A 13,230-nucleotide genomic window follows, 5' to 3' on the forward strand; every position below is an offset into this window, starting at 1 on the left:
GGCCGCGTTCCGCGTCGTCCCGCCGCGCCGGGGCGTCGTCGGCCGTCCCGCACCGTCAGCGGTAGTCGTCCTCGTCGGCGGTGACCACCCGGGCCTGCTCCATGGCGTCCCAGTCGGCGACCTCCAGGCCCCGGTGCGGCTCGGCGTCGGTCTCGTCCGGGCCGACCACGGCGGCCTGCTCGACCGCGTCGGCCGGCTCGGCCTCCAAGTCGCGTTCCTGCGGGTCGAGGTGGTCGCTCGGGGTGAAGTCCTCGTCGGGCTGACCCATCGTCCCTCCCTGGTTGCGGCGGCCTGTCCACCCCACCGTACGGGCTGGTGGCGGAGGTCGCCCGGTGGGCGCGGGAACGCGGGAACGTCCCACCGGCGACGCCGGGCGGTGTCAGGATGGACCGGTGGGTTTCCTGATCCGGTTGGTGATCACGGCGATCGCGCTGTGGGTCACCACGCTGATCGTGCCCGGGGTCGACGTCTCCGGGCGCAACGGCGCGAACACCGCGCTCACCCTGCTGCTGGTGGCGCTGATCTTCGGCGTGGTCAACGCGGTGCTCAAACCGGTGATCAAGGTGGTCGGTTGCGTGTTCTACCTGCTCACCCTCGGGCTGTTCGCGCTGGTGGTGAACGCCCTGCTGTTCCTGCTGACCGACCGGATCGCGCGCGCGGTCGACCTGTCGTTCCGGGTGGACGGTTTCTGGCCGGCCTTCTGGGGAGCCATCGTGATGGCCGTGGTGACCTGGCTGATCAGCGTCGCCGTGCCGGACGGCCGGGAGGCCCGGTGAGGCCGGGCGGTGGACGGTCACCGGGGCGGTTGTGTCCGCCGACGCCTCCTACGGGATACTGCCGACGGTGGACAGCGCGGTCCGGCGCACCGACGGAAGACAGCGGCCAGCGCGGCCGAGAGCGGTAAGTAAGGAGCGTTTCACATGCCCATCGCTTCCCCCGAGGCTTACGCGGAGATGCTGGACCGGGCCAAGGCCGGCCGGTACGCGTACCCCGCGATCAACGTGACCTCGTCGCAGACCCTGAACGCGGCGCTGAAGGGCTTCGCCGACGCGGAGAGCGACGGCATCATCCAGGTCTCCACCGGTGGCGCGGAGTACCTGTCCGGCCCGTCGGTCAAGGACATGGTGACCGGCGCGGTGGCGTTCGCCGCGTACGCGCACGAGGTGGCCAAGAAGTACCCGGTCAACATCGCGCTGCACACCGACCACTGCCCGAAGGACAAGCTGGACGGGTTCGTCCGGCCGCTGATGGCCATCTCCCAGGAGCGGGTGAAGGGCGGCCAGGAGCCGCTGTTCCAGTCGCACATGTGGGACGGCTCGGCAGTGCCGGTGGCGGAGAACCTGGAGATCGCCGCCCAGCTCCTCGACGAGGCCGCCAAGGGCAAGATCGTCCTGGAGATCGAGGTCGGCGTCGTCGGTGGCGAGGAGGACGGCGTCGAGAACGCCATCAACGACAAGCTCTACACCACCGTCGAGGACGGCCTGGCCATGGTCGAGGCGCTGGGCCTGGGCGAGAAGGGCCGCTACATGGCGGCGCTGACCTTCGGCAACGTGCACGGCGTCTACAAGCCGGGCAACGTCAAGCTCCGGCCGGAGATCCTCAACCAGATCCAGGAGGCGGTCGGCGCCAAGTACGGCAAGGACAAGCCGCTCAGCCTGGTCTTCCACGGCGGCTCCGGCTCGCTGCTGGAGGAGATCCGGGAGGCGCTCGACTACGGCGTGGTGAAGATGAACATCGACACCGACACCCAGTACGCCTTCACCCGGCCCGTCGCGGACCACATGCTCCGCAACTACGACGGCGTCCTCAAGATCGACGGCGAGGTCGGCAACAAGAAGCAGTACGACCCGCGTGCCTGGGGCAAGCTGGCCGAGGCCGGTCTCGCCGCCCGGGTCGTCGAGGCGTGCGAGCACCTGCGCTCCACCGGCACCCGGATGAAGTGACCCTGACGTACCCCGTCGACGGCCGGCTCCCCACCCGGGGTGCCGGCCGTCGCCGTCCCGGGTCCCGACCGGCCGGGCCGGACGTCAGGCGGTCGCGGTGAGCACCCGGACGGCCTCCCGTACGTCGTCGGTGAGGTGGATGCTGCCGGACAGGTCACCGAAGGGCGACCCGGCGAACAACGGCCGCAGCAACGACTCGATCGGCAGCTCCCGGGTCCAGTACGCCTGGTCGAGGAAGACGTACGCCCCGCTCGCCCCGTCCGTGCCGTAGTACGTCTTCGTGGCCGCCTGGAACACCTCCTGCACGGTGCCGGCCCGGCCGGGCGCGAAGACGATCCCGCCCCGGGCCAGCCGCAGGATGGTGTCCTCCCGGATGGCGTTGGAGAAGTACTTGGCGATCCGCCCGGCGAACAGGTTCGCCGGCTCGTGCCCGTACAGCCAGGTGGGGATGGCCAGCCCGCCGGAACGGGCCCAGTCCAGCCCGGGGCCGCGCTGCTGCGGCACGGTCGCCGCGTAGCGGTCCCGCACGGCCAGCGCGGCGGCCGTGTACCGGTCGTGGTCGGTGAAGTCGGGGGCCACCGCCAGCAGGTCGATCGCCGTGTTCAGCTCCTGCGCCGGCCAGGCCGACAGGAACGCGCCCAGGTTGGCCGCCTCCATCACCCCGGGGCCGCCGCCGGTCACCACCAGCCGGTCGGCCCGCGCCAACTCCCAGCCCAGCACCGCCGCCATCCGGTACGGCACACTGCCGCGCTGGACCGCGTGCCCGCCCATCACCCCCACCACCGACTGCGGCCCGTGGGTGGCGAGCCAGGTCCGGGTCGCGTCGGCCAGGGCGTTGTCCACGCCGTGGTCGTGCAACCGCTGGCCGAGCGCCTCCTTCACGTCCGGCAGCGCGCCACCGTGGGCGCGGAAGTGGTCGTAGACCCGGGTGTCGTACATTCCGGCGAACCCGGCGGTGGCGAACCCCTCGGCCAGGTCGGTCGGGGTGTAGAGGTGGGCCGGCTGGGTCGGGTACGGCAGGCCGGAGAAGGGCGGTACCACGTTCGCGCCGCGCCGGACCAGGTCCGCGCCGACCTCCCGGCCGGCGAACCGGCAGCCGACGAAGAGGGTGCCGGTCACGTCGGCGGCGGTCAGGTCGGGGACCGGGTCGAGGTCGAGGCGGAGACCCTGCACGGTCAGCCCGGCGAGGCTGTCGGCGGCCAGGTGCCTGTCGAACTCGGCACGGGTCTCGATCTCGTCATGACTGGTGTCGTGCGGCGCGATGACGTCCGCCGGAGGTGGGGTGGGCACCCCGCCATCCTGCCCCCACCCCGCCACCGCGCACCGGGGCAGGGGTACCGACGACAGGAGCCCGGCGACCGAGGTCGCCGGGCTCCTGCGTAACCGGGTCCTGGGGAGGCTCCGGACCAATAGTTGTAGTGGAAAATATCTTCGGGTGGCATGGGCCGCAGGGCCGGTACGGTCGGCCGAGGGTTCACCCGACGGGGCCGAGGGTTCACCAGGTGGGGTCCCCGACGTGACGTAGACCTCCACCGTTCAGCCAGCGTACCCACCCGACCCCCTCGCGCCGCGCAGGGCGAAGCGGGTTGAATGGGGCGATGCAGAACCTGTTGCCTGAGCCTCCGGCCACCCTCCTGCCCGCGCACGACGAGGCGGACGCCGCGCTGGCCGCTGCCGCAGAGCAGGGCACCGACGAGGCGTACGCCGAGGTCGCGGCCCGCTTCCCGACGCACAGCGCGGCCTGGGCGGCGCTGGCCACCCGGGCCCTGGACGGCGGCCAGGTGGTCGCGGCGTACGCGTACGCCCGCACCGGCTACCACCGGGGCCTGGACCAGTTGCGGCGCAGCGGCTGGAAGGGGCACGGCCCGGTGCCCTGGTCGCACACCCCGAACCGGGGTTTCCTGCGCTGCCTCTACGTCCTGTCCCGGGCCGCCGGGGAGATCGGCGAGGCGGACGAGGCCGCCAGGTGTGCCCAGTTCCTCCGCGACTGCGACCCGGCCGCCGGGGACGCCCTCGCCAGCGCCTGACCGGCCCGTCCCCGGTCCGCCCCGACGACCGTCGGGGCGGACCGGCCGACCGGGGTCAGAGGCCCTCGGCCACCGCCGCCGCGATCTTCAGCCAGGCGTCCCGGGTGGCCGAGGAGAGTCCGCCGTACCGGATCGGCTCGCCGGTGTCGATCAGCCGCTCGTACGGCGCGAGCAGCACCGCCCTCGTCCGGGCGGCGAAGTGCTCCTGGATGGCCGGCAGGTCGATCTCCTTGCGTGACGGGGGCATCGACACCACCGTCACCGCCTGCCGGACGAGCCGGTGCCGGCCGCTCTGCTCCAGGTGGTCGAGCATCCGGGCGGCCGTCTCCGCCGAGTCGTTACGGGCCGACATGGTGACCACCAACTGGTCGGTGGCGTCCATCGCGGCCTGCCAGTTCTGCGCCCGGACGTTGTTCCCGGTGTCCACGAAGATCAACTTGTAGAACCGGCTCACCACCTCGCGGATCTCGGCGAACGCCGCCGCCGTCAGCATCTCGCCCCCGGTGGCCGACTCGTCCGAGGCGAGCACGTCGAACATCCCCTCGCCCTGCGAGCGGACGTACTGCGACAGGTCGCCGATCCGGCCGTGCGGCCCCTGGAACTGCCCGAGGTCCCGCAGCATGTCGCGCACCGTACGGGAGTGGAAGTCCTGCTGCGCCCGCATCCCCAGGGTGCCCTGGGTCTCGTTGTTGTCCCAGGCCAGCACGTAACCCCCGCGCTTCTGCCCGAAGGTCATCGCGAGCAGCAGGATGGCCACCGTCTTGCCGGCCCCGCCCTTGGGATTGACCACGGTCACCTGGCGCAGCCCGCCGAAGTTGCGGCGCACCATCTCGATGTCCCGCTTCACCTCCTGCTCGTGCTGCCCCGGAGGGAGCTTCACCAGGCCGATCCTGTTGACCATGGCCCGGACGCCCATCGTGGCGATCGGCTCGGCCGGCCGGATCTGCCGGCGGCGGGCGAAGTCCTCGGCGGTCGGCGCGATCCCGCTCTCCGGTGACCATCCCATCTCGGGGTAGCCGGCCGGGGCGAGCGGATCGGGATAGACCGGCGCGGGCGTCGGCGTCGGAGGCGTCCCGCCGGGGGCCGACGGCTCCGGCCAGGACGGCCGGTACCACCCGCCGGTCACCTGCTGTCCCGGCGCGGGTGGTACCGCTGCCGCTTGCGGCCCCGGAACCGGCTGACCCGTCGCCTGCTGCGGTCCGGTCTGCTGTCCTCCTGCCTGCTGCGGTGCGGTCTGTTGCCCCGTTGCCTGCGGCGGTCCGGGCACCGGCTGGCCGGGTCCGGGTTGCTGTCCCGGTGCCGGGTACCCGTGGACCGGCTGTTCGGGCAGCGCCAGGCCGGGTTCCCACGGCTCGGGCAGCGACAGGTCAGGCGCCGGCGGCTCGGGCCGGGACAGACCGGGTACCGACTGTTCAGGCAGTGGGAGGGCGACTGCCGGCGGCTCGGGTCGGGACAGGCCGGATGCCGGCTGGGTGGGCAGCCCGGGGCCGCCAGGGTCCGTCGACTCCGGTCGGAGCGGGCCGGGAACTGCCGACCTGGTTACGGGCGGATCGAAACCAGGGCCGTCCGGTCCCGCTGCGGTCGGCTCCGGCCGGCCCGGTGCTGTCGGTTCCGGTCGGTCCGGACCGGTGTCCCCGGCTCGGAACTGTTCGGGGACGCCGGGGCCGGCGGTGGCCGGAGGGGGCGGCGGTGGTCCGACGGGTGCCGGGTGGGGCGTGCCGTCGGCTGCGGTCGGATCCTCCGGGGACGGCTGCGGCCCGACGGCGACGCGGCCCACGGGCTCGTGCTGTCCACCGCGCAGGTGCGTCGGCCCGGCTGACGCGTGGGTCGCCCCGCCGGGCAGGTGCGTCGGCCCACCTGGCACCTGCTCCCGCCCGCCGGATCCAGGTGTCGCTGCCGCTGGGTGGTCGGCCCCGCGTACCGGTGCGGTGGCCGGACCGGTGATCCGGTCGGGCTCGTCGGTCCCGGTGGAGAGCCGCTGGGGCGGCAACGCCCAGGGTGACTCGCCCCGCCCCGTGAACTGTGCCGGCACCGCCGCCACGACCGCCGGGTCGGCCTCCTGGATCTTGGAGGATTTCGGCCCCGCCGGGGGCCCGAACCTTCCAGGATTCAACTCGGTCGGGTCATCTCCGTGGGCCACGACGCTCCCGTTGCGCGGAGGGGTTGGTGGGGCGGGACGGGACGGACTGTTCGGCGGGGGCGTCGCAGCAGCCGACATCGACGGTCCTGGCCCGGCGGGCGGGGCGGCCGGAGTCAGCGGCCCGGGCCCGGCCGGCGCAGCAGCCGTGGAAGGTCCGGGCGGCGTAGCGGCGGGGGCCGGCGGTGCCGGGGGACCGGCGAGCGACGGGTCCAACGTGAAGGGCAGGTCGAGATCCACCCGCCCGGTCCGGCCCGGACCCGTCCCACCGGCCGGTGCGGTCGTCCGGCCCGCACCGCCACGATCCGCCGGGGCGGCGTACCCGGGAGGGTCGTAGCCGGGAGGGGGGTCGTAGCCGGGGGAATCGTCGTACCTCGGGGAGTCGTCGTACCGAGGGGGAGTTTGGGTCGACGGGGTCGGCTCGGGCAGGTCGGGCACCCAACCGTCCCCGGGCGGGGTCCAGCCGCCGTCGGTCGGCAGGGGCGCGACCTCCGCCGCGAGCGACGGGTACGCCGTCGGCGGGTAGACCGGCGTGGGCTCGGCGGCCCAGTGCGGCACCGGGGGGTCGGGCGGCCAGAGTGGTTCGATGTCCCGCTCCGGCCCGGGCTGCTGGCCGGGCTGTGCGGCCCGGTCGGCGTTGTCGTCCACCACGGATCCTCCCCACTCCTCCCGCCGAGGATAGGCCGTCCCGTTCCCGTTACGCCGGGTGACGGACGCGGGGGACGGTCAGCCGGTGAAGACCGCCCAGGCCCCGGGCTCGGTCCACCAGGACCGCTTGCGGCTCAGCTCACCCTCGACCCCGTCGTCGAGGAAGGGCACCCGCTCGTCCCGGGGGATCACCGCCACCGCCCGGCCCCGGGCCCGCCGGACCTCGTACCGGATCTTCTTCTTCCTACCCAACGTCGGGCGGGTCGGCACGGGAACGGCCACCGCGACCTCCACCCGACCGTCGGCCGGGTCGCCGGCGGTGAGCAGCGGCAGCGAGTCGAGGGTGGCGTAACCGCCGGCGTTGCCGATCGCGCAGGCCAGGATCGGGTCCGCGCCGTCGGAGAGCACCGCGTCGTCCACCTCCACCCGACCCCGCCAGTGCAGCGGCCGGCCCGCCTCGTCGGCGGCACCGAGCAGCGCCCCGTCCAGGGTCACCGAACCGCCGTCGTTGCGCAGCAGGTCGAGCCGGCGTACCCCGCCGTCGAGCACGGCCGCCGCCACCGCCGCCGGGTCCCGGGGCAGGCCGAGCTGCGCGGCCAGGTCCCAGTGCGGGCCACCCCGGGCCGGATCGAGCGGGAGTACGCCGATCGGCGGCAGGTCGGGCACCGTACGGTCGCCGGCCAGCTCGGCGGGACGGCGGCTGGGCGGTGGGGCGTACCGGCGGACGAGCCGACGCACGACGGCGCGCAACTGGGCGTCGCTGGCGACGGCGACGACCAGCCTGGTCTTGCTGTCCGGGTCGGGCCAGGCGAGGCCGTCGGGGCGGGCCGGGGCGTCCAGCCGGGCCAGCACCTCGTCGACCTCGGCGTCGGAACGGGCGACGACGGTCTCCACCCGGGCACCCCGCGCGGTCAGCGCGTCCGCGCAGGCCAGCACCGGTACGCGCGGCGTCTCGCAGCGCTCCCTGTCCGGCGGCGCGGCCGGTTTCCCGGTGGCCTCGGGAGCACCGCCGCAGCAGGCGTCGCCGCTGCCGCAGCCCCCACCGGGAGTGTCCCGCTCGGAGCCGAGGGTGAGCAGCACCACGTCGTACACTCCGGGCCTCCTGCCTCGCGACGTGAACCCCTGCCGGCCACGCCGTTTCTACTTGTTAGCCTGACACCCCGGGCTCGCCAACCGGTCGCCACCTGGCACCCGAGCCTTCTGGAGGCGGACAAGATGCCAGCGATCGTGCTCATCGGCGCTCAGTGGGGCGACGAGGGCAAGGGCAAGGTTACCGACCTGCTGGGTGAGCGGGTCGACTACGTCGTGCGCTACTCCGGCGGCAACAACGCCGGCCACACGGTGATCACGCCGGACGGGCAGAAGTACGCGCTGCACCTGATGCCGTCAGGCGCGCTCTCCCCGAGCGCGATGATCGTCATCGGCAACGGGGTGGTGGTCGACCCGAAGGTGCTGCTCGCCGAGATCGACGGGCTCGCCGAGCGGGGGGTGGACGTGTCCCGGCTGCGGATCTCCGGCGACGCGCACCTGATCATGCCGCACCACCGCGCGCTGGACCGGGTGGTGGAGCGCTACCTCGGCTCGGCCCGGATCGGCACCACCGGGCGCGGCATCGGCCCGGCGTACGGCGACAAGGTCGCCCGGATGGGCATCCGGCTCCAGGACCTGCTCGACCCGGGCATCCTGCGCAAGAAGCTGGAACTCGCGCTGCGCGAGAAGAACCAGCTGCTGTTCAAGGTCTACAACCGCAAGGCGATCGACGTCGACGAGACCGTCGAGGAGTACCTGCGCTACGCCGAGCGGCTGCGGCCGTACATCGCCGAGACCCGGGTGATGCTCTGGGACGCCCTGGACCGGGGCGAGACGGTGCTGCTGGAGGGTGCCCAGGCCACGATGCTCGACATGGACCACGGCACCTACCCCTTCGTGACCTCGTCGAACCCGACGGCCGGTGGGGCGTGCGTGGGTGCCGGCATCCCGCCCACGGCGATCACCAGGGTGATCGCGGTGAGCAAGGCGTACACCACGCGGGTGGGGTCGGGCCCGTTCCCGACCGAGCTGTTCGACGACAACGGCCAGCACCTGCGCAAGGTCGGCCACGAGTACGGCACGACCACCGGCCGGGAACGTCGGTGCGGCTGGTTCGACGCCGTCGTGGCCCGGTACGCGTGCCGCCTCAACGGTGTCACCGACCTGGTCGTCACGAAGCTGGACGTGCTCACCGGCCTGCCCAAGGTCCCGCTCTGCGTCGGGTACGAGATCAACGGCGAGCGCTTCGACGACATGCCGATGACGCAGACCGACTTCCACCACGCCACCCCGATCTACGAAGAGCACGACGGTTGGTGGGAGGACATCAGCAAGGCGCGCACCGAGGACGAGCTGCCGGAGAACGCCCGCCGCTACATCGCCCGCATCGAGGAGATCACCGGCACCCGGGTCAGCGTGGTGGGCGTGGGCCCCGGCCGCGAGGAGAACGTCGTCCGCCACCCCCTCCTCCCCTGACCCCCGCCTCCCCTCCCCGCGCTGTGCGCGGCCCCGCTGCGCCCCCCGCTGTGCCCCGGTGATCAAGAGGTTTGCGTCACGGATTCGCCCTCCGACGACGCAAACCTCTTGATCACCTGTGGAAACCCGAGGGTTGTCCACAGGGTTATCCACAGGGGTGGAAGTGGGGGTGGGCGGGGCGTGAGGGTGGCGGGGTGATGCCGCTCGAAATTCTCCGTCGGATCGCCCTCGGGCAGGACGGCATGGTCACCATGTCGCAGGCCCTCGCGGCCGGGTTGACCCGGCACCATGTCCGGCAACTCTGCCGCTCCGGGCGGTGGAGGCGGCTGTCCCGTGGTTGCTACGCCCCCGCCGGGCCGCCACCGGACAAGGACGCCCCGCGGGCCCGCATCCGGGCGGCGGTGACGAGCCTCGGCCCCGGAGCCTTCGCCGTCCTCGACAGCGCCCTCGCGCTGCACGACATCGCCGGGCCACGCCGACCCGCCGTCCACGTGTCGGTGCCGGTGGACCGGCCCCGGCCGCAACGGCACACCGACCCCATGCTGGTCGTCCACCAGTTCACCGTGGCCCCGGGCGACGTCGTCGACGTAGCCGGCGTTCCCACGACCTCGCCGTTGCGCACGGTGACGGACATGATTCTCCGGCTCGACCGGTACCCGGCGGTGTCCGTGCTCGACTCGGCCCTGAACCGGGGGCTCGTCACCCCGGAGGACCTGACCACCGCGCCGACGCTCGTCCGGGGCCGTCGGGGTGCCCCGGCGGCCCGCAGGCACCTCGCCGAGGTGGACGGTCGCGCCCAGTCACCGCTGGAAACGTGGTCGCGGCTGCGCTGCGTCGACGGCGGAGTCCCACCCGACGTGCTGCAACAGGAGGTCCGGGACGGAGACGGTCACCTGCTCGGTATCGGTGACCTCGGATGGCGGGCGGCGCGGTTGATCGCCGAGGCCGACGGGGCGGGCCCGCACGGCACCCCGGAGGCCCTGTTCGCCGACCGTCGCCGGCAGAACCGCCTGGTCAACGCCGGTTGGCGGGTGCTCCGGTTCACCTGGTCCGACGCGCTGCGCCCGGACTACATCCCGCACACCGTCCGCCAGGCCATGGCCCTCACCCGCTCCCGCCCCTAGCTCGTCGAGCGTCGCGCCCGGCCTGCCCCAGGCTTCCCCTCTCCTCGCCCCCTCTCCTCGGTGATCAAGAGCTTTGCGTCAGTTGACCAAGAGGTTCGCGTCAAAGTCGATCTTCAACGTGACGCAAACCTCTTGATCACCGGGGAAAGCCGGGGCGGGGGCGGGAGAGGCGGGGTGCGGGGGAGGCGGGTGTGGGGCAGGGGGGAGGGGAGGGTGGGGGTGGTGGGTAGGATTCGTCGCCGTGCGCGTACTTCTTCTGGGTGGTGGCGGGCGGGAGCATGCGCTCGCGCTCGGGTTGGTCGAGGACCCGGCGGTCGAGGCCCTGTTCGCGGCACCCGGTAACCCGGGGATCGCGGGTGTGGCGGAGCTGCGGCAGGTCGATCCGTCCGATCCCGCCGCGGTGGCCGGGTTGGCGGTGGAGGTCGGTGCCGACCTGGTGGTGATCGGGCCGGAGGCCCCGCTGGTCGCGGGGGTCGCCGACGCGGTACGCGCCAAGGGCGTCCCCGTGTTCGGCCCGTCGGCCGCGGCGGCCCGGCTGGAGGGCTCCAAGACCTTCGCCAAGGAGGTCATGACGGCGGCCGGGGTGCCGACCGCCCGCGCGTACACCTGCACGGACGCGGAGAGCGTCGGGCGGGCGCTCGACGAGTTCGGCACGCCGTACGTGGTGAAGAACGACGGGCTGGCCGCCGGCAAGGGCGTGGTGGTCACCGACGACCGGGACGTCGCGCTGCGGCACGCGCAGGAGTGCGGTCGGGTGGTGATCGAGGAGTATCTTTCCGGCCCCGAGGTCTCCCTGTTCGTGGTGACCGACGGTGAGGCGGCCCTGCCGCTGCTGCCGGCGCAGGACTTCAAGCGGGCCGGCGACGGCGACACCGGCCCGAACACCGGCGGCATGGGGGCCTACGCGCCACTGCCGTGGGCACCGCCGGGCCTGGTCGACGAGGTGCTGGCCGACGTGGTCCACCCGACGCTCGCCGAGATGCGCCGCCGGGGCACCCCGTTCGCCGGGCTGCTCTACGTCGGGCTGGCGCTCACCGCCGCCGGCCCCCGGGTGATCGAGTTCAACGCCCGCTTCGGCGACCCGGAGACCCAGGTCGTGCTGGCGCTGCTGGAGACCCCGCTCGGCGGCCTGCTGCACGCCGCGGCGACGGGCACGCTGGCCGCGCACCCGCCGCTGCGGTGGCGGGACGGTGCGGCCGTCACGGTGGTGGTGGCCGCCGAGGGTTACCCGGCGACCCCACGTACCGGTGACGTGATCACCGGCGCCGACCACCCGGGCGTCATCCACGCCGGCACCGTCCGCCGGGCCGCCGACGGCGCGTTGCTCTCCGCCGGCGGCCGGGTCCTCTGCGGTACGGCCACCGGCCCGGACCTGACCGCCGCCCGGGACGCCGCCTACGCCCTGGTACGCGGCATCGAGCTGGCCGGCTCGCACCACCGCACCGACATCGCCGCCACCGCGATCGACGGCCGGATCACCGTCCCCGACTGACCCCTGCCGGCCCGGCCGGGTGCCGCCCGTCGGGCCGCACGGTCAGAGCAGGGACAGGGCGGGGACAGGGCGGGTCAGAGCAGGGACAGGCGGCTCAGAGCTGGCGCAGGGCGGGTCAGAGCAGGGACAGGGCGGCGGCGATGACCCGTTGGGCGGTGGCGCTGAGATTCTCGCCCTTGGCGTCGGTGCCGGTGATCGAGTACTCCATCCGGAACCGGCCGTCCCTGGTGGAGGCGACCCCGGCGAGGTAGCCGTACCGGGAACCGGTCTTGATCCACAGGGTTTCGCCGTCGGGCAGCGGGAACGCGGTGAGCCCCGCGCTGTAGCGGGCCGGCCCGCCGCCGACGTCCGGCACGCCCGGCAGGGTGAACATCGTGTCGAGCTGGGCCGGTGGCACGATCCGACCGGCGAACAGCGCGGTGAGGAAGGTGTCCAGGTCGGTCAGGCTGGAGACGACGTTGCCGGCGGCCGGGGTGAAGGTCTGGCTCCAGGTGGTGACGTCGACCAGTTCGGTCCGACCGTCGCGGACGACGGCCTGGTAGCCGTGGGCGTGCGGACCCCGGAGGCGCGGGTCGTCACCCGGCGCGTACGTGTCCTTCAGGCCGAGCGGCCGGGCGATGCGCCTGTCCAGTTCCGTCGCGTACGGGTGGCCGGTGACCTTCTCGATGATCATCCCGGCGACGATGTACCCCATGTTGGTGTAGTGCTGCCTCGTGCCGGGGTCGAACTCGCGGGGGTTCTCCAGCCCGAGCCGGACCAGTTGCCGTGGGGTCCACCTGTCGTACCGGTGGGCGAGCTGCCACTCGATGTCGTCCGGCACGCGGGGGCTGGGCAGGCCGCTCGTGTGGTCGAGCAGTTGCCGGACGCTGACCGGCGGGTAGTCGGCGGGGAGCAGCCCGGGCAGGAGCCGTTGCACCGTCGCGTCGAGGTCGATCCGGCCCTCGGCCACGAGTTGCAGCACCATGGCGGCGGTGAACGCCTTGGTGACGCTGCCGACCCGGAACCGGGCCTGCGGCGGTACGCCGGTCGGGCCGCGCAGGTCCCGTACGCCGGTGGCGCCGGTCCAGCAGCCGTCGGGCGTGGTGATCCGGACCTGGGCGCTGGTGGCGTCGGCGTCGGGTAACCCGGCTATCGCCTGCGCGACGGGGGTCGGGTCGAGGGTGCCGGGCCGGCAGCCGGCAGCCCCGCGCCGGTCACCGGCGGAGGCGGGAGCGGCGGCGGAAGCGGGCACGGGGGCGGCGACGGCGAGCAGGGCACCGAGGGTCGTGGCGACGAGCACGGCCCGTCGATTCATGATCTTCATGGCGTCGAGCCTGCCGGTGACGGGGAGCGACGACATCGGGGAGAGTCCCCC

Annotated in this window: 10 protein-coding genes and 1 pseudogene; 6 read left to right on the plus strand and 5 right to left on the minus strand. The window is 73.6% G+C overall.

Annotated elements, in window-relative coordinates; all coding sequences use genetic code 11:
- Nucleotides 1-55: 55 nt before the first annotated feature.
- On the minus strand, nt 56-268 hold the full coding sequence (locus ACN268_RS22965) for a hypothetical protein (RefSeq protein ID WP_421484951.1): 213 nt from the start codon (nt 266-268) through the stop codon (nt 56-58).
- 124 nt (nt 269-392) lie between these two features.
- Between ACN268_RS22965 and ACN268_RS22970 the strand changes: the two genes are divergently transcribed.
- Nucleotides 393-776, plus strand: coding sequence for a phage holin family protein (locus ACN268_RS22970; protein WP_421484952.1), 384 nt, complete (start codon nt 393-395; stop codon nt 774-776).
- Nucleotides 777-920: 144 nt separating this feature from the next.
- Nucleotides 921-1,943: a class II fructose-bisphosphate aldolase gene (gene fbaA / locus ACN268_RS22975; protein WP_363649866.1), complete on the plus strand. Its 1,023-nt coding sequence runs from the start codon at nt 921-923 to the stop codon at nt 1,941-1,943.
- Nucleotides 1,944-2,027: 84 nt separating this feature from the next.
- On the opposite strand, the gene ACN268_RS22980 is transcribed toward fbaA, so the two are convergent.
- Nucleotides 2,028-3,233, minus strand: a complete 1,206-nt coding sequence (locus tag ACN268_RS22980; protein WP_421484953.1) for an LOG family protein — start codon at nt 3,231-3,233, stop codon at nt 2,028-2,030.
- A 308-nt stretch (nt 3,234-3,541) separates the two neighbouring features.
- Here ACN268_RS22980 and ACN268_RS22985 point away from each other — a divergent pair, with 308 nt between their 5' ends.
- Nucleotides 3,542-3,970 carry a DUF3151 domain-containing protein gene (locus ACN268_RS22985; RefSeq protein WP_421484954.1) on the plus strand — a complete coding sequence of 143 codons (429 nt, stop codon included), beginning with the start codon at nt 3,542-3,544 and terminating at the stop codon, nt 3,968-3,970.
- Between the two features lie 55 nt (nt 3,971-4,025).
- On the opposite strand, the pseudogene ACN268_RS22990 reads toward ACN268_RS22985, so the two are convergent.
- Nucleotides 4,026-5,408 (minus strand): annotated as a pseudogene (locus ACN268_RS22990) (MinD/ParA family ATP-binding protein); the annotation flags it as partial.
- A gap of 1,425 nt (nt 5,409-6,833) precedes the next feature.
- Complete coding sequence (locus ACN268_RS22995; RefSeq protein ID WP_421484955.1) at nt 6,834-7,847, minus strand: hypothetical protein; 1,014 nt, start codon at nt 7,845-7,847, stop codon at nt 6,834-6,836.
- 123 nt (nt 7,848-7,970) lie between these two features.
- Here ACN268_RS22995 and ACN268_RS23000 point away from each other — a divergent pair, with 123 nt between their 5' ends.
- The 3 genes from ACN268_RS23000 to purD all read left to right on the plus strand — a co-directional run bounded on the left by ACN268_RS23000 (nt 7,971) and on the right by purD (nt 11,876).
- Nucleotides 7,971-9,260 (plus strand): adenylosuccinate synthase, encoded by a 1,290-nt coding sequence (locus tag ACN268_RS23000; RefSeq protein ID WP_421484956.1) that lies wholly within the window; start codon nt 7,971-7,973, stop codon nt 9,258-9,260.
- Between the two features lie 197 nt (nt 9,261-9,457).
- On the plus strand, nt 9,458-10,384 hold the full coding sequence (locus ACN268_RS23005; protein WP_421484957.1) for a type IV toxin-antitoxin system AbiEi family antitoxin domain-containing protein: 927 nt from the start codon (nt 9,458-9,460) through the stop codon (nt 10,382-10,384).
- A gap of 241 nt (nt 10,385-10,625) precedes the next feature.
- A complete protein-coding gene (purD, locus tag ACN268_RS23010; protein ID WP_421484958.1) occupies nt 10,626-11,876 on the plus strand; it encodes a phosphoribosylamine--glycine ligase in 1,251 nt (416 codons plus the stop codon).
- A 115-nt stretch (nt 11,877-11,991) separates the two neighbouring features.
- On the opposite strand, the gene ACN268_RS23015 is transcribed toward purD, so the two are convergent.
- Nucleotides 11,992-13,215, minus strand: a complete 1,224-nt coding sequence (locus ACN268_RS23015; RefSeq protein WP_421484959.1) for a serine hydrolase domain-containing protein — start codon at nt 13,213-13,215, stop codon at nt 11,992-11,994.
- Between the last annotated feature and the right edge of the window lie 15 nt (nt 13,216-13,230).

This window comes from Micromonospora sp. WMMD735, from assembly GCF_049178995.1.
In the GTDB taxonomy this organism is placed as follows: domain Bacteria; phylum Actinomycetota; class Actinomycetes; order Mycobacteriales; family Micromonosporaceae; genus Micromonospora; species Micromonospora wenchangensis.